The 21,208-nt window shown below is 52.5% G+C and carries 18 protein-coding genes; 12 read left to right on the top strand and 6 right to left on the bottom strand.

Translation table 11 applies throughout. The annotated features are described in order from the left end of the window. Positions 1-34 precede the first annotated feature (34 nt). The 4 genes from C1752_RS05630 to fni all read left to right on the top strand — a co-directional run bounded on the left by C1752_RS05630 (position 35) and on the right by fni (position 3,877). On the top strand, positions 35-871 hold the full coding sequence (locus C1752_RS05630) for a prohibitin family protein (protein WP_110985039.1): 837 nt from the start codon (positions 35-37) through the stop codon (positions 869-871). A 67-nt stretch (positions 872-938) separates the two neighbouring features. Further along, on the top strand, positions 939-1,754 hold the full coding sequence (gene rsmA, locus C1752_RS05625; protein WP_110985038.1) for a 16S rRNA (adenine(1518)-N(6)/adenine(1519)-N(6))-dimethyltransferase RsmA: 816 nt from the start codon (positions 939-941) through the stop codon (positions 1,752-1,754). Positions 1,755-1,769: 15 nt separating this feature from the next. Then, positions 1,770-2,705 carry a 4-(cytidine 5'-diphospho)-2-C-methyl-D-erythritol kinase gene (ispE, locus tag C1752_RS05620; protein ID WP_110985037.1) on the top strand — a complete coding sequence of 312 codons (936 nt, stop codon included), beginning with the start codon at positions 1,770-1,772 and terminating at the stop codon, positions 2,703-2,705. A 122-nt stretch (positions 2,706-2,827) separates the two neighbouring features. Beyond that, entirely contained in the window at positions 2,828-3,877 is a 1,050-nt protein-coding gene (gene fni / locus C1752_RS05615) for a type 2 isopentenyl-diphosphate Delta-isomerase (RefSeq protein ID WP_110985093.1), read from the top strand. On the opposite strand, the gene C1752_RS05610 is transcribed toward fni, so the two are convergent. Together C1752_RS05610 and C1752_RS05605 are read right to left on the bottom strand one after the other, a co-directional pair. Continuing rightward, the gene (locus C1752_RS05610; protein WP_110985036.1) at positions 3,866-4,183 is read right to left on the bottom strand and encodes a type II toxin-antitoxin system PemK/MazF family toxin; all 318 of its coding nucleotides are present in this window, start codon (positions 4,181-4,183) and stop codon (positions 3,866-3,868) included. The genes fni and C1752_RS05610 overlap by 12 nt on opposite strands. Beyond that, positions 4,177-4,392 (bottom strand): hypothetical protein, encoded by a 216-nt coding sequence (locus tag C1752_RS05605; protein ID WP_110985035.1) that lies wholly within the window; start codon positions 4,390-4,392, stop codon positions 4,177-4,179. Before C1752_RS05605 ends, C1752_RS05610 begins: the two co-directional genes overlap by 7 nt. A gap of 248 nt (positions 4,393-4,640) precedes the next feature. On the opposite strand from C1752_RS05605, the gene C1752_RS05600 reads away from it, so the two are divergent. Continuing rightward, the gene (locus C1752_RS05600; RefSeq protein ID WP_233501380.1) at positions 4,641-5,180 is read left to right on the top strand and encodes a Uma2 family endonuclease; all 540 of its coding nucleotides are present in this window, start codon (positions 4,641-4,643) and stop codon (positions 5,178-5,180) included. A gap of 286 nt (positions 5,181-5,466) precedes the next feature. Here C1752_RS05600 and C1752_RS05595 read toward each other — a convergent pair whose 3' ends face one another. Together C1752_RS05595 and C1752_RS05590 are read right to left on the bottom strand one after the other, a co-directional pair. Beyond that, entirely contained in the window at positions 5,467-6,639 is a 1,173-nt protein-coding gene (locus C1752_RS05595; RefSeq protein ID WP_110985033.1) for a serine/threonine protein kinase, read from the bottom strand. An 88-nt stretch (positions 6,640-6,727) separates the two neighbouring features. After that, positions 6,728-8,356, bottom strand: a complete 1,629-nt coding sequence (locus C1752_RS05590) for a vWA domain-containing protein (protein ID WP_110985032.1) — start codon at positions 8,354-8,356, stop codon at positions 6,728-6,730. Positions 8,357-8,608: 252 nt separating this feature from the next. On the opposite strand from C1752_RS05590, the gene C1752_RS05585 reads away from it, so the two are divergent. After that, entirely contained in the window at positions 8,609-10,255 is a 1,647-nt protein-coding gene (locus C1752_RS05585; protein ID WP_110985031.1) for a Ppx/GppA phosphatase family protein, read from the top strand. 89 nt (positions 10,256-10,344) lie between these two features. Next, positions 10,345-10,440: a cytochrome b6-f complex subunit PetM gene (gene petM / locus C1752_RS05580; RefSeq protein ID WP_110985030.1), complete on the top strand. Its 96-nt coding sequence runs from the start codon at positions 10,345-10,347 to the stop codon at positions 10,438-10,440. Positions 10,441-10,442: 2 nt separating this feature from the next. Here the strand turns inward: petM and ychF are convergent, their stop codons facing one another. Both ychF and C1752_RS28875 read right to left on the bottom strand, forming a co-directional pair. Beyond that, a complete protein-coding gene (ychF, locus tag C1752_RS05575) occupies positions 10,443-11,534 on the bottom strand; it encodes a redox-regulated ATPase YchF (protein WP_110985029.1) in 1,092 nt (363 codons plus the stop codon). Between the two features lie 164 nt (positions 11,535-11,698). Then, positions 11,699-15,268 (bottom strand): Ig-like domain-containing protein, encoded by a 3,570-nt coding sequence (locus C1752_RS28875; RefSeq protein WP_110985028.1) that lies wholly within the window; start codon positions 15,266-15,268, stop codon positions 11,699-11,701. A 293-nt stretch (positions 15,269-15,561) separates the two neighbouring features. Between C1752_RS28875 and C1752_RS05565 the strand changes: the two genes are divergently transcribed. The 5 genes from C1752_RS05565 (at position 15,562) to C1752_RS05545 (ending at position 21,205) form a co-directional block, all read left to right on the top strand. Then, positions 15,562-17,007, top strand: coding sequence for an aminotransferase class I/II-fold pyridoxal phosphate-dependent enzyme (locus C1752_RS05565; RefSeq protein ID WP_233501377.1), 1,446 nt, complete (start codon positions 15,562-15,564; stop codon positions 17,005-17,007). Between the two features lie 33 nt (positions 17,008-17,040). Then, a complete protein-coding gene (gene cbiT, locus C1752_RS05560) occupies positions 17,041-17,643 on the top strand; it encodes a precorrin-6Y C5,15-methyltransferase subunit CbiT (protein ID WP_110985092.1) in 603 nt (200 codons plus the stop codon). Positions 17,644-17,866: 223 nt separating this feature from the next. Continuing rightward, a complete protein-coding gene (locus C1752_RS05555) occupies positions 17,867-19,639 on the top strand; it encodes a DUF3370 domain-containing protein (protein ID WP_110985026.1) in 1,773 nt (590 codons plus the stop codon). After that, positions 19,636-20,370, top strand: coding sequence for a 6-phosphogluconolactonase (gene pgl, locus C1752_RS05550; RefSeq protein WP_110985025.1), 735 nt, complete (start codon positions 19,636-19,638; stop codon positions 20,368-20,370). Before C1752_RS05555 ends, pgl begins: the two co-directional genes overlap by 4 nt. A 160-nt stretch (positions 20,371-20,530) precedes the next feature. Further along, a complete protein-coding gene (locus C1752_RS05545; protein WP_233501375.1) occupies positions 20,531-21,205 on the top strand; it encodes a double zinc ribbon and FHA domain-containing protein in 675 nt (224 codons plus the stop codon). Positions 21,206-21,208: the final 3 nt, after the last annotated feature.

Below are 21,208 nucleotides of genomic sequence, written 5' to 3'. Positions count from 1 at the left end.
TACGCTGATAGGTGTAACTGTATTGGGAAACATTATGAAGGATTTCAGTGCCGCCACGTTCGGCATTGTTTTGGCGCTGGTGGTACTCTTAGGCCTCAACTGCGTTGTGATCATCAATCCAGGTCAGGCCGGTGTCTTGAGCGTTTTAGGTAAAGCCCGTGATGGTTCCCTTTTAGAGGGAATACATTACAAGCCTCCCTTTATCTCTAACGTTGATATCTATGATTTGACGGTCCAAAAATTTGAAGTTCCAGCCCAAAGTTCAACCAAAGATCTGCAGGATCTGACCGCGAGCTTTGCGATCAACTTCCGCATTGACCCCGTTCAGGTCGTTGAAATCAGACGGAAGCAGGGGTCGCTTCAAAATATTGTCTCCAAGATTATTGCTCCTCAGACCCAAGAATCCTTTAAGATTGCCGCCTCACGCCGAACGGTAGAAGAAGCTATCACTAAGCGTGATCAGCTAAAGGCCGACTTTGATGATGCCCTAGGCGTCCGGCTTGAGAAATATGGCGTGATTGTCCTTGATACCAGCGTTGTCGATCTCAGGTTCTCGCCCGAATTTGCCCAGGCGGTTGAAGAGAAACAAATTGCTGAACAGCGTGCCCAGCGAGCCGTTTATATCGCTCGAGAGGCGGAACAAGAAGCCACCGCAACTGTAAACCGTGCCAAGGGTAAGGCCGAAGCACAGAAACTCTTAGCCGAAACGCTTAAAGAGCAAGGCGGTCAACTGGTACTCCAGAAAGAAGCGATTGAAGCTTGGAAGCAAGGCGGATCGCAGATGCCTCAGGTACTGGTAACAGGAGAAGGGTCAGCGCCCATCCCGCTCCTGTTTGATCTCAAAGAGACCATTGGTTCTAAGAAGGGATAGTCTACATTGCGAGCGCTGGGCCTGATTTAGGATAGGCTGAGTGCTCGCTGTATTTTGCTCGTGATTTATGCCCAATCCCCGTAAACGATTTGGTCAGCATTGGCTGAAAAGTCAGGCTGTCCTAGAGCAAATTGTGGCGGCAGCAGAGATTGAAAGTTGCGATCGCATCTTAGAAATCGGTCCTGGCACCGGCTTACTGACGCAAAAACTGCTGCCCCTAGCTGAGACCGTGACCGCCGTAGAGATCGATCGAGACCTGTGTAAGCTTCTGATTCACAAATTTCGAGACAGCGATAATTTTCTCCTGCTTCAAGACAGCATCCTCTCAGTGGATTTAGGTGCAATGTTTGGGCACTATCCCAAATTTGCCGACCCCAACAAAGTCGTCGCCAACATTCCCTACAACATCACCGGTCCCATCCTTGACCTCGTGTTGGGGAGCTTAGCCAAGCCTCGGGAGCCTGCTTTTAAGAGCATCGTACTGCTGCTGCAGAAAGAAGTGGCTGAGCGGCTAACGGCTCAGTCCGGTTCTAAAATCTTTGGTGCCATGTCCGTGCGGACCCAATATCTCGCCACCTGCGAATATATTTGCCACGTCCCCAACATCGCCTTTAAGCCGCGACCCAAAGTAGACTCCGCCGTCGTGCGACTCTGCCCTCGCCCTTACCCCCAACAGACAGAAAACCCACGCTGGTTTCAAACCCTCGTCAAATTAGGGTTTTCCAGTCGCCGCAAAATGTTGCGCAACAACCTCAACTCAGTCGTTGATCGAGACCAGCTAACCGTCATACTGGAACAGTTAGGCGTCTCCCCTCAAGCACGGGCAGAAGATCTGAGCGTGGATCGATGGGTTGCCTTAAGTAACAGTCTTCATCCCGCCTAGTTATCTCCCGCCGGTATGCCTACCTACACTCTGATAGCCCCAGCCAAAATCAACCTCCTGCTCGAAATCATCGGCGACCGCCCTGACGGCTTCCATGAATTAGTGATGGTGCTGCAGAGCATCGATCTCGCCGACATTATTGAACTTAAAGCGCTCCCAGGCGATCAAATTCAACTCAACTGCAGCCATCCAGACGTACCGCTCGACTCCAGCAATCTCGCGCATCGAGCCGCGACACTCATGCAGACCCAGTTCCCTGATCGGGGCGGTGTGGAGATCACCATTCAGAAGCATATTCCCATTGGCGCCGGACTTGCAGGCGGTTCCGCTGACGCAGCGGCGGTCTTAGTGGGACTAGATCTGATGTGGAACCTCGGCTTAACGCAGGCTGAACTCCAGACTCTCGGGGCTGCACTCGGCTCTGACATCCCCTTCTGTGTCTCTGGGGGAACTGCGCTGGCGCTGGGTCGCGGCGAACATCTCACGCCACTCCCTGACCCCCATCAGCTCTACGCCGTCTTAGCTAAATACCGTAGCCTCTCTGTTTCAACCCCTTGGGCCTACAAAACCTATCGCCAAAAGTTTGGCGACACCTACGCCAAGACCTCAGAGACCCAGGAACAGCGGCGACGATCAGGGCCATCGGTACCGCTGCTAACGGCAATCAATCATCAAGATCAAGAACAGATTCCGAAATACCTCTACAACGACTTAGAGCGGGTGGTCTTACTCGAACATCCGCAGGTGCTGGCGCTGCGAGAAAAATTTCAGCAGTTGGGCTGTCTCGGCACCCTAATGTCGGGTTCAGGCCCCACCGTTTTTGCACTTATGAATTCACGGGAAGAAGCTCAACTTCTGAAGACTCAGTTAGAAGTCGCAGTGGGTGACCCCGATCTAGATCTGTGGGTCACCCAGTTCTGCTGCAGCGGTATTCAGCTCCAGACAACATAATCCGCTGACTCAACTCTGAAGGACCGGAAACTTTCCTGGGCAAAAGCCATCAAGAAGAACACCTGCCGTCAGCCTCTTTTCAGTACCATTATCTAAGCCCCCTACCGTCAAAAATCGTGACGATTGCACCGACCCCACCCGATAGCGCGATTCAAAGCAGAAAGGCCGATCATCTAAGGATCTGTCTGGACGATCAGGTCCAGTGCAAAGAGGTGACCACGGGTTTAGAACACTATCGGTTTACCCACTGCTGCCTACCGGAGCTAGACGCGCAGAATATTCAGTTAGGCACCACCTTTCTTGGTAAGCCGCTCCAGACGCCACTCCTAATCTCATCAATGACGGGAGGGACAGAGATTGCTCGCACCATCAATACACGGTTGGCAAGGGTCGCTCAGGCCCACGGATTAGCGATGGGCGTTGGCTCACAGCGCATTGCCGTTGAACAGCCCCAGCTTTCTGACACGTTTTCAGTCCGCTCGTTCGCGCCTGATATTCCGTTATTTGCCAATTTAGGAGCGGTTCAGCTCAACTATGGTTATGGCTTGGCAGAATGTCAACAGGCAGTGGATCTCTTAGAGGCCGATGCCCTAATTTTGCACATCAATCCGCTGCAAGAATGCGTTCAGAGTCGAGGGGATACTAACTTTCAGGGGCTATTTGCCAAGATTGCCGATCTTTGCGCCTACCTGCCAGTACCCGTAATTGCCAAAGAAGTCGGGAATGGTATTTCAGTTGCGATCGCAACTCAACTGCTAGAGGCTGGCGTCACGGCTATTGATGTGGCAGGCGCGGGCGGAACATCCTGGGCCAAGGTAGAGGGCGAACGAGCGGAGGATCTGCGACAGCGACGATTGGGGCAAACCTTTTCCGATTGGGGCATCCCCACAGCAGACTGCCTCACAAGCATTCGTCAGGTTCATCCAACACTGCCTCTGATTGCTTCGGGTGGGCTGCGGAACGGCTTGGATGTAGCAAAGGCGATCGCACTCGGCGCAGATTTAGCGGGTATGGCCTATCCCTTCTTGAAAGCCGCCCATGATTCAGAGGCGGCAGTCCACGCCTTAGTAGAGATTTTGATGGCAGAGCTGCAGACGGTGCTGTTATGTACAGGCAATGCAACGCTGGCCGACCTACAGCAGTCAGACTGTCTGCAGCAGTTACCACTCTGAGAATTCATAAGGGTCCAGAAGTAGGTGTAACCCATCGATTATCTGGTGCACTCGACTCGGTGAGAGCGTACCAATTTTCTCGTTCAACTGACTTCTATCAATCGTAAATACCTGAGAAATATTGACAACGCTTTGCTTGGGTAGGTTGGCTTCGCCCATCTCCACAAGTATGTTTCCTGGCACAGAAGCTCGTTTCAGATTAGAGGTCAACGCACAAACAACAACATGAGGATGAAGGTATCCAGGAGCCGAACCCACGGGGTCACCCAAATCAACCCAGAAGACATCGCCCTGATTGCTTACCATTCATCTTCAACAATGCGACGATGACTTGAGCGCATTTTTTGCAGGAGGAGTCTTTCTTCTTCGTCGGGAGCGTCTGTGTAAGCAGCGTTGATTTTCTCGATTAGATGTTTTCGGCCACGATATCGGCGGATGAAGTCTTGAAGAGCGACGGTAATTAATTGTTTCCAAGAAATATTTAACTCTTCTGCAAGGGCTTGCGTATCATTCATCAGATCACGCTGGAGAGGAAAGCCGGGTGCTGGATCTCTACCATAGGATGCGTAAACTTCACTAAGTTGGCCATCTCTAAAAGTATATCGAAGGCGCTCTACTTGAAGTTGATGCCATGCACACGTTCAAACTTCAGGAGCTACAGAGAATAAACGTGCTGTGAGATCGCAGCTTCCTCCCACAGCACGGCTGCTAGACTGGACGTAAGTTTGCTCAGCCTCTCATGATTAGAACGTCTTCAAAGCCAATGACAGTGCAAGACTTTCTGGCAATGCCTGAGAGTAACGATCGGTATGAGCTGATAGAGGGTGAAATTATTCCTAAGGTGTCTCCTAAGCGTTTCCATGCGGGTGTTCAGAAATCGCTGATCAAGCTGGTTGATGATTGGGCGTCAGAGAGAGGACATTTTTATCCAGAATGGGCTGTCGTTTTAAAGCGCAGAGATCGAGACTGGGTTCCGGTTCCAGATTTGACCTATGTTTCGTTCGAGCGGCTGGCGGCAGATTGGCTAGAGGATGCACCTTGCCCTGTCCCTGCCGATTGGGTGATTGAAATTATCTCCCCAGATCAGACTTTTGGCGGGATGGCAGCCAAGGCATCAGATTATTTAACGGCTGGCATTCTACGAGTTTGGGTTTTAGATTCTCAGGCTCAAACAATTACAGTTTTCGCACCCGATAGCGCTCCCCTGACCTATCAGGGAGACAACATGATTGCTGATTCTCTATTACCTGGCTTAGAACTGCAAGTGAATAAAGTCTTTGAGCGAGCAGGGCTGTCAAAATAACCTCTCACGATCCTGCGTTGCCCCCGGCCCCAAATCTGGGGGGAGAATGCTGAAAGATGTCATGGTAGTGTCACCATCAGACTACTCTCACAACTGAGTTTTGGTCATGGCAAGCGTGTGAGCGACAAACTAACGAGCGGTACTGATTTGTCGCCAAGATGTCACAAGATAAAGCTGCTCTCCCCCCAGGATTGAGGGCTGTGGGGCTAGCGTAGAGCCTCTTGCGGTAGCAGTATTCGGCTGAGTAATGTCTGCATCGGATATTCAACGAAACGACCGCCTTCTATTACGGATGTATCGAGCCATCGGGCATGGTTGCTCCTCTAAGATCTGTACTTGCTAAAATCGCTCCTTCTATTTGAGCTGAGGTGAGATTTGCTCTAGCTAGATAGGCACCTCTCAGGTCAGCTTTCCGCAGATCAGCGCCCTGCAAGTTAGCCCCCGTCAAATCCACGCTCCTTAAATCAGTGCCCTTTAAATTAACACCGCTCAAATCGCAGCCGACACAGGATTGAGTCTTCCGTAACCGTACCAGAGGCCCAGAAAGCGAAGGGACAGAAGCAGGCCGTAAATTAGTCCACAGAAATCCTGCACTAGATAAGATCGCAACTCCCCCAAGCGCGATCACAACTTTTACCACCCCAGGTTTATGCCTCACATTGAGGGCATCTAACGCCTCTGCTGCACTGGCATAGCGATCTTCTAGTTTGGGAGCCACCATTTTCCCGAGCCATCGGCTGAAGCCTGATTCTAAATGGGGCAATAGGGGTTTGTATTTGATCCGACCTGTCTCATCCATAAGCTGACCAATGGCGGCGGATGGCGTCCGGCTGAGCAGGCAAGTCAGCGTTGCCCCTAAGCCATACAGATCAGAGGCGGGGGTGAGCGGACGGTTAAATAGCTGCTCCGGCGGCATAAATCCTAAGGTGCCTTTGACAATGCTGCTGGCGGCCAGGTCGTCTCCTTCTAAACGCGCCAGACCAAAATCAACCAGATAGACCTGTAGATTTTGATCCACCAGAATGTTTTCGGGCTTCAGATCGCGGTGAATAATCGGCGGGGTTTGCTGCTGCAGGTAAATCAAGACTTTTAGGGTTGCGATCGCAACTTCCTTAACCTCAGCTTCTGTAAAAGATCGCGGTTCTGCCAGAGAAGGCGCGTCTTTATATTCTTGAACCAAACAAAAGCCAGCCTTGGTCTCGAAAGCGTCCAAATAAGCTGGGATAGAAGGATGCGACAACTGCTGGAGCATCCCTAACTCGCGCTGGTGGGCATCATAATCAGACCACTGCGCTCCGGTCTGAGCAAACTGGAACTGCTTGATCACCACCGGCTGCGCTGGCGATAGGGCTGTCGCTAAATAGGTCACTCGGCCACCCTGTTTATTGCGACCGAGCATTTTTTCGACCCGATACCCCTGGTTACTAAAATCAGGAAGCTGTGGCTGAGAGAAAGTCATCGTTTTTTGCGATAAGAAGTTCAAAGTCCCCCACAAGTGGGGGATTTAGGGGGCCAATGCAGAATGCTTGATACCTTCCACGAAACCTCTAAGAAAGCTTTTTGCCCTTCTCAACTAAACGTAGGAACTCGGCCCGGTAGCCATCTAAATCAGGGCCTTGGGATTGAGCCACCCACTTTTGCACCTGATCTAGCGTGGCCGTTCCTTTATAGGCAGAGTCGCGCAGAACCATGCCAAACGCAGCCACCGCCGCCGAAAATTTCAAATCTGTGGAGGCTTTCTGGAACGTTAATCCCTGATCCGTTACGGAGGTTGCTAATAACTGAGACTTAGAGCCTTGCGGCTGTTTATAGCGAAGATTCACCTGCAAGAGTTCATTCGGCTTGAAGGTTGGTAATGGCTCTGATTCTTCCCCGTTCGCCGAGATGGGAGTTTCACTTTTAACCCCCGCTGGAATGATTTCATAAAGAGCGGTGACGGAATGCCCCGCCCCTAGCTCTCCGGCATCTTTGCGGTCGTCTTCAAAGTCTTGAGTTGCCAGTAACCGGTTTTCGTAGCCAATCAGACGATAGGCTTGCACTTGCTCGGGATTGAAGGCGACCTGGAGCTTTACGTCCTTTGCGATCGCAACCAGCGTCCCGCCCAACTCTTTCACCAGAGCTTTCTTCGCCTCTAACAGGCTATCAATATAGGCAAACTGACCATTGCCCCTATCCGCGATCTGCTCCATCTTGGCGTCCTGCAAATTCCCCTGTCCAAACCCTAGAACCGTCAAAAAGACCCCCTGCTCACGTTTTTCCTCAATCAGCTTCACTAGCTCCGCATCGCTAGCAGGCCCGACATTGAAGTCACCATCGGTCGCCATCACAATGCGATTATTTCCCGACTCAATAAACTGTTCCTGAGCCACTTGATAGGCCAGATTCAACCCTTCTCCTCCGGCAGTGGATCCGCCAGCTTCTAATTTGTCCAGCGCCGCTAGAATTGTGTCCTTTTGGCTTCCAGGTGTAGAAGGCAAAACTAAACCCGCACTGCCTGCATAAACCACGATTGCCACCCGATCATTGGCGTTTAATTCATTCACCATCAACTGCAACGACGACTTCAGCAGCGGCAGCTTATCGGGATCATTCATCGAGCCAGACACATCCAGCAAAAAGACCAAATTACTGGGCGGCAGATTCTCAGTGGAAAGGCGCTGTCCCTGCAGGCCAATATGGACCAAGCGGTGCTTAGGATTCCAGGGGGCAGCGGCAACCTCAGTAGTAGTGGAAAAAGGCTGATTACCCTTGGGTTGCGGATAGTCGTAGGTGAAATAGTTGATCATCTCCTCGATTCGCACCGCATCTTTAGGCGGCATCTGGCCCTGATTGAGGAAGCGGCGAATATTGCTGTAGGAGGCAGTATCAACATCAATACCGAAAGTTGACAGGGGGCTGGAACTAGCCTTCATGAAGGCGTTCTCTTGAATCGTGCTGTACGTCTCCCCTTGAGACAGCACGTCCGACTCTAGAGCTTTTGCCTCTGCTGGAGCCGCCGCCTCTTGAGAGATACCAGCCGTCGGTTGCGCGCGATCAGAAGTCTGCCGGCTTGCAGAAGACCCCGCCACATCGCCAGGAGGGCTGCAGGCGGCCAAGGCACTGAACAGGACCATGAGACCCAACAGCTTTGCTGGCCGAAACCTTCGATAGGCCGAGGAGCGGTAGAGATACTGCATACTCTGATTTCCTGCTACGTGGGTGGGCGTTCGTAGGAAAACGCAAAATTCGCAGTGCGATACTTTACCCTCTCCCCATCTTCTATTGTCCTGCCGGTTCTAGCATCAGTGGCTCTGTTTCCAAAACGGTAACGCTGCCAGAAATTGACCTAAAAGCTTGCCGCCCGCCCCCAACAAAGGCATGGTAGAGAGTGGGAATAAGGTGATATTTCTAAGGCCCGCTTGGGTTCCATTCCGTTGGGGAAAAAGTCGATGGTGACGCAGATCAATAGCCAGGATCCCTCATCGCTGCAACAGTGGCCCAGTGCCTTGCAGCCGCGAGAGGTCAAGACATTGGCGGCCATTGATATTGGCACTAACTCGATTCATATGGTGGTGGTCAAGATTAATCCCGACCTGCCCGCCTTCGATATTGTCGATGCCGAAAAAAGCACGGTACGGCTAGGGGAGCGCTGCCCCGACACGGGTAATTTAACCCCTGAGGCCACGGTGAGAGCGATTTCAGCCCTGCGTCGCTGCCAAGAAATTGCACGAGGTCTAGACGTCAACCACGTGATTGCAGTTGCCACCAGCGCGGTGCGAGAAGCGCCCAACGGCAGCACGTTTATCCAGGCCGTAGAAAAAGAACTGGGCCTTAAAATTAATCTTATTTCTGGCCCAGAAGAAGCGCGGCGGATCTATCTGGGCGTACTGTCAGGGGTTGAGTTTGACCACAAGCCCCACGTCATTGTTGATATTGGGGGTGGCTCCACCGAAATTATTTTGGGCGACGGGCGCGAGCCTCGCTACCTCAGCAGCACTAAGGTGGGCGCAGTGAGGCTCACGGAAGACTTTTTAACCACAGACCCCATTTCAAAACATGAATTTGAGTGCCTGCAGGCCTACGTGCGGGGCAAGCTGGAATGGCCCGTGGAAGAGTTGCGATCGCATCTTTCCCCCAACGAGCAGCCCCAACTAATCGGCACCTCAGGCACCATCGAAAGTCTAATTAAAATCCACGCTTGCGAAACCCTCGGAGCCTGTCCCACCTCACTACACGGACACATCTTATCGCTAGAAGACCTGCAAAAGCTCACCCACCGCCTCCGGAAACTCAGCTATGACGAACGCTGCAAAATAGCGGGCATGTCAGAACGACGGGCTGAAATCATTGTGGCTGGGGCCGTCGTCCTGCAAGAAGCCATGAGCCTACTCGGGATCGACTCGATTACCGCCTGCGGACGTGCCCTACGCGAAGGCGTAATCGTAGACTGGATGCTCACCCACGGCCTGATTGAAGATCGGCTACGCTACCAAGGCTCTATTCGGCAGCGAAGCGCCCTTAACCTCGCCCAGAAGTATGGCGTTGACCTAGAAGCCGCCCAACGAATTGCTCAATTTGCGGTGAGTCTCTTTGAGCAAACGCAAGGCATCCTCCATCAGTGGACCGATGTCGAGCGGGAGCTACTGTGGGCCGCCGCCATCTTGCATAACGCCGGTCACTTTGTCAGTCACTCTGCCCATCATAAGCATTCTTATTATCTGATTCGCCACGGCGGGCTGCTGGGCTATACGGACCCTGAAGTTGAAATCGTCGCTAACTTGGCACGCTATCACCGCAAAGGCCCACCGAAAAAGCGCCACCAGAACTATCAGAACCTAGCGAACGAAACTCAGCGCCAGATTGTTAACCAGCTCAGCGCCATTCTTAAGTTAGCCGTAGGTCTTGATCGTCGCCAGAGTGGGGCAGTGGCGACTTTCCGGTGTGATTACGATCCAGAGCAGAAAACCCTCAATCTCCACGTTCAGCCCAGTCGTCCCGACGAAGACTGTGCCCTAGAGCTGTGGAGTCTCACCTACAAAAAGCAGTGTTTTGAAACCGAGTTTGACGTTCAGTTAGATGCCCAGCTCGATCCGTAAGAACGAATCCAGACGATAGACACGGTTGACCGCTAAACGGTTAAATAGGTAGAGAGATTACAGTATTCGATTAACAGGACGATCAAAACATGGGTGGCGAAATTTTCAACACAGCATTCCTTTGCTTCAGCCTCATTCTCGTAGGCATCGGCTTAGGCTACTTCCTTCTCAAGGTTGCTGACTAACGCTAAACGTTAAACCTAAACAGCAGTACGTCGCCTTCTTTGACAACGTACTCCTTCCCTTCACTGCGAATGAGTCCTTTCTCCTTCGCGGCACCCATTGAACCCGTGCTCACCAGATCATCGTAGGCAACCGTTTCAGCCCGAATGAAACCACGCTCAAAATCGGTGTGGATCTCTCCAGCAGCTTGAGGTGCCTTGTCACCCGCTCGGATGGTCCAAGCACGGGTTTCTTGTGGGCCTGAGGTGAAAAAGGTTCTCAGTCCCAATAGTTCGTAGGTGGCGCGAATGAGCGTTCGCAGCCCGCCTTCTTCAACACCCAGAGACTCTAAGTAATCCCCGCGTTCCTCTTCGGGTAGCTCCACCAGCTCTGACTCCACCTGAGCGGAGACAACAGCCACTTGTGCCTGTTCCTCTGCTGCAATCTTACGGACCTCTTCAACCCAAGCATTCCCCGAAGCTAAATCTTCTTCTGAGACATTAGCGGCATAGATGATCGGCTTCTGCGTCAAGAGTCCCAGCCCTTGAATCACCTGAACTTCTTCTGGACTCAGATCAACCTGTCGGGCGCTTTTCCCCGCATCGAGTGCTTCGCGCAGCTTCTCTAAGACTGTCATCTCAAACTGGCCTTCCTTGCTGCTGCGGGCAGCCTTGCGAGCGCGTTCCATTCGGCGCTCTACCTGTCCCAGATCGGAGAGCGTTAGCTCTAGATTGATCACTTCAATATCTCGCGCGGGATCCACCGAGCCTGAGACATGGATAATGTCATCGTCGTCGAAGCAGCGCACCACATGTGCGATCGCATCTACTTCACGAATATTGGCTAGGAACTTATTGCCGAGTCCCTCTCCTTGACTGGCCCCTGCCACTAGCCCCGCGATATCAACAAACTCCACTCGGGTGGGCACAATCTCTTTTGAGGTTGCAATATCTGACAGTACTTGAAGGCGTTCATCCGGCACCGTTACGACGCCAACATTAGGCTCAATCGTACAAAAAGGAAAATTCGCGGCCTCTGCCTTAGCATTGGCAACCAAAGCATTGAACAACGTAGACTTGCCCACATTTGGCAGTCCGACAATACCGGCTCTTAACATTGTTTGTGATTATGGCTCCCGTTTGTACATCCGATTGCTTTGGCAATCCTTAAAAACACTAGCGCGATCCTTTGCGCGTTGCCAGCCTGCAGAAATACGCAAAGGATCGCTGACCTTATTGGCTCTCTCTAGCCGAGGCTAGCAACGGGGGTTGACGGTGCCTCCTACCATAAGGCTGGAACAGGCGGAGGAGTCGGTTCCGGGGAGGCTGTTGGTTCAAGCAGAGAATCACTTTGATCCAAAGGCTGAGGATCTTCTGGTGGTTCAGAAACAGGGCCAGATTCAACGGGCTTAGGAGCAGCAGGGGCAGGAGCTGCGGGTGCGGGTGAAGATCCTGGCACCGGCGTAGTTCCTGGAGTAGATGGCGTCGTTGGTACAGGCGTAGATCCTGGCGCAGATCCAGCTCCTGGAACCAAGATCGTGGGCGGTGTTGTTCTGGTGGAGGGCCGTGAGCTAGGAGCCTCTGGAGTAGGTTCTGCAGGAGCTGGAGCAGGTGGAGCCGAGGCTGGCGGTGGAGTTGTGGGAACAGGAGCGGGCGCTGGAGTTGAACCGGGAGTCGGTGTTGGCGATCCAGGTATCGTTGGCGTCGGTGTTGGAACCGGCACCCGAATAGTTCCAGGACCAGGCTGAGGGTCTGGATCAGGGTCTGACTGAGGATCCGGATCTGGCTGAGGGTCTGGGTCCGGATCGGGGTCTGGGTCTGGGTCTGGGTCTGGGTCTGGGTCTGGGTCTGGTTGAGGGTCTGGATCTGGGTCTGGTTGAGGGTCTGGATCTGGATCTGGTTGAGGGTCTGGGTCTGGTTGGGGATCTGGATCTGGATCTGGCTGAGGATCTGGATCCGGTTGAGGGTCTGGATCTGGGTCAGTCGGTGCAGTGTTGTTATTGCCAGCAACACTGGTTAGGCGATTGCCTACTGAATCTGAGTCAACCGTATCTAGGTATCCAGGACAGCGCTCGCTTGCGTCGCCGCTGGTTGTGGCTTCCCAGCAGGCACTTGTATCAGAATCTGAACCGTTTGCGGTCAAACTGATGGACTGGCCATTAGGAACACCTCCCAATGAAGTTTGATGGGTATCGTCCCATAGATTAAGGGAGGCGGGTGGCGGTGTATTTATGCCTTTACTACTGCCTTTGTTTTCTCCAAAGGCGACGTAATCGACAATGTTCAGCTCATCATCATAGAGCCAGACATCATCCCCTGCGTTATTGAGTTTAGGACGTTGACCCAGCCAAGTTTGAAAGGCAGCGTCGGGTGCTTGATGAGCTGCAATGGGGTTGCCAGCAGCATCCTTCTCGTCACCAATCCAAACGACGGCGTATTCGCCAGGCTGCAAGATAGTTCCTTTAGGGAAGGTATAGGGGGTAGCTCGGCCTGTGATGCTGCCGTTGCCGTCTGTGTCATTTGAGATCGCATTTCCATCAAGCAACTGCAGCCCGCCAATATCAATTGGCTCGTCGGATGCATTGTATAGCTCAATGAATTCATCATTCTTATCGGCCCCAATGTTCCCCGGCACCGTTTGCTTATACAAAACCTCATTGATCACGATTTTTCCGGCCAAAGAGGAACGCTCAGGTTCTTCCGTTGTAGCAGGCATTGAACCAGGCTCAACCGTAATATTGACTGTGGCAGTATCAGTACCGCCTTTGCCATCAGAAATAGTGTACGTAAAGCTATCAGTACCGCTGAACCCAGGATTAGGAGTGTAAGTATAGGTGCCATCTGGCTCAACAGTGACGGTTCCGTTAGCGGGTTCGGTATTTTCAGTAACGGTTAGGTCGTCATCATCCGGATCAATATCTAGTCCACCATTGCTGCCGTCTAAAGCGCTACCGCTAACAGGCGTATCCAACGGCGTGGTGTTGGCGTCATCCACAGCATCGGGCGGATTATTCTCCGCTCCTGGCTCTGGATCAGTTTCTGTCGTCGTCTCTGGTTCAACAGTGATGTTGACCGTTGCCGTATCAGTACCATCTTTACCATCAGAGATGGTGTAAGTGAAACTATCGCTGCCGCTGAACCCAGAGTTGGGAGTATAGGTATAGGTGCCATCCGGCTCGACGGTGACAGTGCCGTTGGCAGGATCAGTATTTCCAGTAACGGTCAGTTCATCATCATCAGGATCGCTATCTAATCCACCATTACTACCGTCTAGGACATCACCCTTGACAGGCGTATCTAGGGGCGTGGTGTTGATGTCATCCACTGCATCAGGCGGATTATTCTCTGTTCCTGGTTCTGGTTCGTTTTCTGGCTTTGCCTCTGGTTCAACAGTGATGTTGACGGTGGCGGTATCGGTACCGCCCTTACCGTCCGAGATGGTGTAGGTAAAGCTATCAGTGCCACTATATCCAGCATTAGGTGTGTAGGTGTAGGCACCATCAGGACTGACAGCGACGGTTCCGTTAGAAGGATCAGTATTTCCAGTAACGGTTAGTTCATCGTCATCAGGATCCGTATCGGTCCCACCGCTGCTGCCATCTAAGACACTACCGCTGACAGGGGTGTCTACCTGAGTTGTGTTGGTGTCATCTACGGCATCGGGTGGATTATTCTCTGCCGTAGGTTCTGGTTCTGGAATGGTTATCGTAACGGTGGCTGTATCAGTACCACCTTTGCCGTCAGAGATAGTATAGGTAAAGCTATCAGTGCCACTATATCCAGCATTAGGTGTGTAGGTGTAGGCACCATCAGGACTGACAGCGACGGTTCCGTTAGAAGGATCAGTATTCTCAGTAACCGTTAGTTCATCATCGTCAGGATCACTATCAAGTCCACCATTACTGCCATCTAGAACACTACCGCTTACGGGGGTATCGATAGCCGTTGTGTTGGTGTCATCTACGGCATCAGGTGGATTGTTAGCTGGTGCGGGGGCTGGTCCCGCCTCGGTTTCTGGTTCCTTAAACGGGAGGCAACTAAAAGATAAAGAGTTGAGTCGATCTCCACTTCGGCTATTGCGCGGATTCAATGCTCCAATGCGGTAGCGGAAACTGCTGACGTCTTGGTACGAGGCCGTGACCAATGTCTGCGTTGCATCAGTGCTGATACCGGGTTGAGTCTTTGTTGTGTTCGACTCAAAACGCCCGGTTGGAGGGCTAATTGCCGGTGTCAGGGTCGTCGGATTTTCGAGGGTATAGCTAGAGAATCCATCCAGTTCGATGTACTCCCTCAGACTGCGGCTATCTCCGTCAATGTCCACCCCCGAAGCGTTGAAGGCTTTGATGATTGTGGGTGTGTTAGTCCCTGCCTCGACAAATCTAATGTTCAAGTCCACACTTGAGTCGCCGCCTCGTCTGGAAGGCGTGAGACTAGGCTGTAGGGCATCCACTGAGCCTGTATTGGGATTGTCGATGGCACCCAGTGTGGCCCCATTGTTTAAGCTTTCAACAGTAACCAAAGCATCAATGCCAGGGGCAACGCCCGCGAAACGATAGATCGTTCCGGCAGGTATATCTCGCCGATTTTGATTGTTTTCCTTCGACGGATTTCTAAACGAAAGCTCCACAATGGAGTCACCGTTACACATTGTCCCCGCTGAGAGGTAGAAGGGAGAGTTTGTCAGGTTATTTTGTTCAGTGTCTTGAACGTTTCCAATGCGATTCGTTGTTGAAGAGATGGCTGCGGTACTTTCAGTATTCTTTGCCAAAGCCACATCTGCCACAGCAGTACTTGCTAAAAGACATGCCACGAAGGGAAACCGATTGACAAGTAATATGACCCAACGCCCCATACTCTTTTCCCTCACTACTTTTTTCAGGTAAGCAACTTTAGTGGTGTTAGTTTATGACATTCTCAAGAGCCACTATCAGGAAAAATACAATCCCTTAATGATTCTCGAATAGGCTTTTGTGATGTTTCAAGGTGTTTTTTTAATTTGGGATCTGATTCCCTGCGATTTCTCTTGCATAATTTCACTCCAAAATAGCCCGTCAAGCTTGAAATGTCCGCTGATCTCTGACTCATCATTGGAGTCGGAGATTAAACCCGTCAAACTATTTAAAGAAAGTCATTGCTATGAGTTCAATGGATCAAAGTTGCACTCCTTTGCTGCAGGCGCTTCAGAGTTCTAGTCGCCGTGACCATGCTGGATTTTATACGCCCGGTCATAAGCGAGGTCGGGGAAGCCCTCAAGCGTTACTGCAGGTCTTTGGTCGTGCTGTCTTGCAAGCTGATTTACCTGAGCTACCCGAGCTGGATGATCTGTTTGCACCTGACGGAGTGATCGCTGAAGCCCAAGCTCTAGCGGCAGGAGCTTTTGGTGCTGATCAAACTTGGTTCCTCACCAACGGATCTACCTGTGGTGTAACGGCGGCAATTCTGGCCGTTTGCAATCCAGGCGATCAGCTTATCTTGCCTCGGAACTGTCATCGCTCTGCGATCTCGGGCCTGATTCTTTCGGGAGCCATGCCAATTTTTGTGGAGCCTGAGGTGGAGACCGGACTCGCTTACTGTGTTTCCCCTGCTAGAGTGCGGCAGGCTTTAGAGCGTTATCCACGGGCCAAGGCGGTGATGATCACCTCTCCGACCTATGAGGGAGTCTGTGGTGAAGTGGATGCGATCGCAACCCTCACTCACAACCACGGCATTCCGTTACTGATTGATGAAGCCCACGGTCCTCACTTTGCCTTTCATTCTGACCTGCCGCCATCGGCACTATCGCTAGGCGCAGATCTGGTTGTTCAATCAACCCACAAAGTTCTGGGAGCGATGACTCAGGCGGCGATGCTGCATACGCAGGGCGCTCGTATTTCCTCCCAGCGAATCAACCAGTCCCTGCAGTGGGTGCAATCCACAAGCCCCAGCTACCTCCTGCTGGCCTCTCTTGATGCGGCCCGTCAGCAGATGGTGCTGCAGGGCAATCAAATTATGGGACAGTTGCTCCAGAGGGTTGACGCGACCCGCCAACAGCTCCAGCAGATTAGCGGACTCTCGATTCTCAGCCCCTCCTCATCTACGGCAGGCTTTGCCACCCTAGACACCACCCGGTTAACAGTTGGCGTCAGTCCCCTAGGTCTCAATGGTTTACGGGTTGACCAGATTCTCCATGAGCAGCTAGCCGTCACGGCGGAACTTCCGACCCCCTCTCACCTCACCTTCATTCCTAGTTTGGGAACAACACAGACCGATCTTAATCAGCTGGTGCAGGCACTCAAGAAAATTGCGCAGAAGCCGGGAGGCGCTGAACAGCCCGCTCCATCTATTTGGGAACGAGCGATAATCTCAATGCCTCAGATTTCACCGAGGGCAGCAGCCTTTTCTGCCCAAGAAACTGTTCCTTGGACAGAAGCAGCCGATCGAATCAGTGCCGAACTGGTTTGTCCCTATCCCCCCGGCATTCCGGTCCTCTATCCCGGCAGCACAATTATGGAGACCGACTTAGACTACCTGCGTCAGATTAAGGCCGCAGGGGGGAATATTACAGGATGTACGGATCCCGAACTGCAAACGCTCCGGGTTGTGCAACTGTAGACTGAGACAAACCGACTCATGACTCAATCCTTCATGCCCTCCTCTGTTTGGCCCTACGTCAGTCCTGGCGTTCCAGATGAACTCTTTGAACGGCTCCCTGGAATCCCGATGACCAAGCGGGAAACCCGACTGCTAATTATTTCTCAGCTTCGTTTAGAGCCAGACACAATTCTTTGGGATGTGGGCGCTGGAACCGGAACCATTCCCGTTGAATCGGGTCTCCTGTGTCCTCAGGGCCAGATTGTCGCCATCGAACGCGACGAAGATGTCGTCAATCTGATTCAGACGAATTGCGATCGCTTTGCCGTCAACAACGTCGAAGTGCTTCAGGGCAGCGCCCCCGAATGTCTCGCTCAACTAAACCAAGCCCCACATCGCGTCTGCATCGAAGGCGGACGGCCCATTCGTCAAATAATAGAAGCCGTATGGACCCATTTGCAGCCCCAGGGTAGGGTTGTGGCCACCGCCGCGAGCTTAGAGAATCTCTACACCATCTCCGAAATTTTTGCGGAGCTGCAGGCCTGTAACGTCGAAGTGGTTCAGTCCGTCATCAATCGCTTAGAGACCCGAGGACGCCACCAAATTTTTGCCGCCGTCGATCCCATCTTCATCCTCAGCGGAGAAAAGCGGTCCTAGACCTCCCGGAGAGCAACAGAATCTCAAAGCTCAGTTTTTTCACGTCTTGAAGAGGAATATAGAGCAATATTGACAGCGTCATTCCATCTGAATCAGGCAGGACGCGAAATCGACTGGAACACTATACCTTCATCTAGATTCATCAGATATAATGACGGATGGCGACGCCTAAATCGGCGCGGGGGGTTGTCCGGTCTATTTTTGGCGTTTTGAGCAACACTACATGCTTCCACTGTTGACAAGTTTTGTCCTAGCACAGCAGTCAATCCCTGCACCGCCGCCGGAGAAATCCCCGGTCCCAGAGACCCAGCTTTTATCCCATCCGCTCACCTCTGATCTTGACATTGCCAATGGGCCACCTCTACTGGCTGAGCCGCAGAATAAGGCTGCTATCGCCGCCGCCGTTGACAACTCAGACAGTCAGCCGCCGGTAAAGAATAGAAAAGAGCGGCCCCTCACCACCACAACAGTGGCAGATGCGACAGGACCAGAATCGCAAACGACGCAGGGAAAAAATCAGTCTGCCGTCGCTCCACCCCAAAGACTTCCTACGACCCTCCGAGAGCTGGTTTATCCTCAAGAAGTTAGACCCCTACCGGGGAGTCTGGATGCAGTCCCGGTGTTCAACAGCAACAGTCCAGAAGTGATTCGCAAATCGGGCATCTTGCTGTCGACCTTCCCCCCTCAGGGCAAGCGCCATCCAAAAGCGCACCTCAACTTCCCTTTCCAGGGACGGTTTGACATTTTCTCTCACCACATTGTCAAAACCGATCGCCCGCGCAAAACACCCACTTTCTACAAGGGTATTGTGCTGTACAATCCCAGCCAATCTAAGACCATCACGATTAATGTGATGCAGGCAGCAAGCTACCTCGGAACTCCTGACGCGCCCTACATCAACCTACCGCCCATTGCTCCCAATAATGTCGGTCGGCTTTTTTCAGGCCCCGGTGGTCGGACAGCAGATCAGGTACTGCGAGGACAACGACAAACCCATTGGCCTTCTCGCATCTATTTAAAACCCAGACAATCCAAGATGTTGGCAAATCTGCCGGTTCCAGTGCCGGTGAGGACAACAGCCAATAATGACCCCGTTTGGCCCTCCCGCGTTCAGCCGCCCGTTAACTTAACCACAACGTCACTCACGACGCTACCGCCCAACACCCCGCCACCAGACTTCCCATCTTCCAATACGCGGTCAACCTTAGCCCGCCTCTACGCAAGCGGCCCCGTTTATGTCGCCAGTCTGGCGATGAAAGCGCCTGCTCGGCCCAATGGTGGGGAAGGCATCCCTTCTAAACAGGATTGGGAGTCACTCCTGCTCAAGGGAGAGCTACTAGAACCCAGAGATATCAAGCCTTCACCTTTGAGCAGCCAGGCTCCCAAGTTTTTTTATGGGCGAGTCGCGGGGGTCAGTCGCGGTTCGAAGTGGCGATCGCAACTCACAGATTCTGCTGAAAGCCAGCAGCTCACGGTTCCAGAGCCCGGCAGCGGTTTTTCCTATGGGCTGAGCTTGCTTAATCGTGGCACCTTTGGCACAGCGCAGATTCAGAGCGCCCCGATGCTGGTGCGCTACCCTGATACGGCCTACCTTGCCCACGGCAACTACGGGGTCCATTATGACCTATCACTCCCCCTCTATAACCCATCGTCAGAACCCAGAACGGTTACGGTTCTGCTACAAACGCCTCTTAAAGACAATCAGGCTGAAAAAGGACTGCGATTCTTGCGTTCGCCTTCTCCCAACGTGTTCTTTCGCGGGACCGTGCGCGTCAGCTACAACGATGACAACAATACCCCGACGCGGCAGTATTTCCACGTCGTCCAAACCGCCGGGCATCTGGGCGATGCCCTCGTGACATTGACGCTCAAACCCAAGGAACAGCGGTTAGTAAATGTTGATCTGGTCTATCCTCCCGATGCAACACCGCCGCAGGTGTTAACGGTGAAGGCCTCTAAAACCCCTGCTACATTTAGGAGTACTCGACGCCCATGACTCAGCCTAAAATTGAAGTCTTAGCAGACGCTTCCACGTTGGTACAGCGAGCCGCAGAACTCGTGATGGCCGAGGCACAGCAGGCGATCGCGCAGCGCGACCGATTTACCATTGCCCTCTCTGGCGGGAATACGCCTAAGCCCCTCTATGAGCAGCTAGCCGAGAAAGACCTGCCCTGGTCTAAGGTGCATATCTTTTGGGGCGATGAACGCTATGTCCCCGCTGACCATGCCGACAGCAACGCGGGGATGGCTCGCAAAGCATGGCTCGACCGCGTGCCGCTTCCTGCGGAAAATATTCATCCTATGGCAACGGATGCGGCAGATCCGGCCGATGCGGCGCGAACCCATGAGCAGCATCTCAATGCTTTTTTCGGTAGTAAAAGTGAACCAGGGCAGTTTCCGCAGCTCGATGTTGTTTTGCTAGGTATTGGGCCAGACGGCCACACGGCGTCTCTATTTCCGCATACTGAGGCACTGCAGGTTTGCGATCGCAGCATCACCGTAGGCAATAAAGACGGTCAACCTCGGATCACCTTTACGGTTCCGATGTTGAACCGGGCTCGCTGCGTTATTTTTCTCGTAACGGGAGAGAACAAGCGCACTGCTCTACAGCAGATCTTTGCTGAACAGGCTGATTCTTCTCAATGGCCAGCCCGCCTAGTCCAGCCCCAAGACGGGCAGCTTATCTGGCTGCTGGATCAGTCGGCAGGTCAAGAGCTAACGCTATAGGCTTTCTTCAAAGATCCGTTCTCCCCTTCCAGAAAATATAGGGGTGTGGCAGAGGACTTCAGTGAGCTGGTATAACTTGATCTGAAGTTTAGGGATCATGGGTACTCTAGCTTCAGTAGGCTTATGTTGTTGGTTGCTCACCCCAGTTCCTAAACGTTTTATGAAAAGCTGCCCGAATTGTGGTGTGTCAGTTCAGGTGGAGGCTCAATTTTGTGGCCAGTGCGGCCATAATCTTGCACCCGCCCCCTCAGCACCCAAAACCTCAGAGACCTCACAGGAACCTGATCTTCCTGTTCCTCTGCCCCCAAACCCACAACTCACGGCTGACGATTCACTCACCTATGTCCTGCCTTCGCCTTCGTTCTCCGAACGGCCAGAGACTCAAAAACAGCTAGAAAGAGAATCTGAGCTGAGTGTGGCTCCACAAGCCGTTGAGAGTCTAAGCGCCGAACGGTCTGTCCATTCTCCCTTCACCACCCATTCCCCCTTTACAACACAGGTACAGCTACAGTCGGCTCGGCTCGTGCACCTGCAAAGCAATACCTTTATTGAGCTGCCTGAGCACCTTAGCCCACTACACATTGGCAAGCCCAATCAGGAAATTCCACCCGACATTGATGTGGCCGGATTTCCCCATTCAGAGGTTGTTTCGCGGATTCATGCCGATATACACATTGAAAGTGGGCACTTTTTCATTGAAGATGTAGGGAGTTCTAATGGTACCTATATCAATAGCATTCCACTCAAACCGCGGCATCAGCATCAACTCCGATCTGGCGATCGCATTGCTCTCGGTAAAGGAGACTTAGTAACATTCTTATTCCAACTGGACTGAAGG

Origin of the sequence: Acaryochloris thomasi RCC1774, assembly GCF_003231495.1 — a bacterium.
Taxonomy (GTDB): Bacteria; Cyanobacteriota; Cyanobacteriia; order Thermosynechococcales; family Thermosynechococcaceae; genus RCC1774.
The sequence above is the reverse complement of the archived record's forward strand: the minus strand, read 5'-3'. Positions and strand labels throughout refer to the sequence as shown.

Excerpts from the sequence above, each read along its gene's own strand:
- C1752_RS05605 (WP_110985035.1), bottom strand. The coding sequence starts at position 4,392 with ATGAATGATACGCAAGCCCTTGCAGAAGAGTTAAATATTTCTTGGAAA.
- C1752_RS05600 (WP_233501380.1), top strand. The coding sequence starts at position 4,641 with ATGACAGTGCAAGACTTTCTGGCAATGCCTGAGAGTAACGATCGGTAT.
- cbiT (WP_110985092.1), top strand. The coding sequence starts at position 17,041 with ATGCCCTCCTCTGTTTGGCCCTACGTCAGTCCTGGCGTTCCAGATGAA.
- C1752_RS05555 (WP_110985026.1), top strand. The coding sequence starts at position 17,867 with ATGCTTCCACTGTTGACAAGTTTTGTCCTAGCACAGCAGTCAATCCCT.
- C1752_RS05610 (WP_110985036.1), bottom strand. The coding sequence starts at position 4,183 with ATGGTAAGCAATCAGGGCGATGTCTTCTGGGTTGATTTGGGTGACCCC.
- C1752_RS28875 (WP_110985028.1), bottom strand. The coding sequence starts at position 15,268 with ATGGGGCGTTGGGTCATATTACTTGTCAATCGGTTTCCCTTCGTGGCA.
- C1752_RS05590 (WP_110985032.1), bottom strand. The coding sequence starts at position 8,356 with ATGCAGTATCTCTACCGCTCCTCGGCCTATCGAAGGTTTCGGCCAGCA.
- C1752_RS05565 (WP_233501377.1), top strand. The coding sequence starts at position 15,562 with ATGGATCAAAGTTGCACTCCTTTGCTGCAGGCGCTTCAGAGTTCTAGT.
- petM (WP_110985030.1), top strand. The coding sequence starts at position 10,345 with ATGGGTGGCGAAATTTTCAACACAGCATTCCTTTGCTTCAGCCTCATT.
- C1752_RS05585 (WP_110985031.1), top strand. The coding sequence starts at position 8,609 with ATGGTGACGCAGATCAATAGCCAGGATCCCTCATCGCTGCAACAGTGG.
- C1752_RS05545 (WP_233501375.1), top strand. The coding sequence starts at position 20,531 with ATGAAAAGCTGCCCGAATTGTGGTGTGTCAGTTCAGGTGGAGGCTCAA.
- ispE (WP_110985037.1), top strand. The coding sequence starts at position 1,770 with ATGCCTACCTACACTCTGATAGCCCCAGCCAAAATCAACCTCCTGCTC.
- C1752_RS05630 (WP_110985039.1), top strand. The coding sequence starts at position 35 with ATGAAGGATTTCAGTGCCGCCACGTTCGGCATTGTTTTGGCGCTGGTG.
- ychF (WP_110985029.1), bottom strand. The coding sequence starts at position 11,534 with ATGTTAAGAGCCGGTATTGTCGGACTGCCAAATGTGGGCAAGTCTACG.
- pgl (WP_110985025.1), top strand. The coding sequence starts at position 19,636 with ATGACTCAGCCTAAAATTGAAGTCTTAGCAGACGCTTCCACGTTGGTA.
- rsmA (WP_110985038.1), top strand. The coding sequence starts at position 939 with ATGCCCAATCCCCGTAAACGATTTGGTCAGCATTGGCTGAAAAGTCAG.
- C1752_RS05595 (WP_110985033.1), bottom strand. The coding sequence starts at position 6,639 with ATGACTTTCTCTCAGCCACAGCTTCCTGATTTTAGTAACCAGGGGTAT.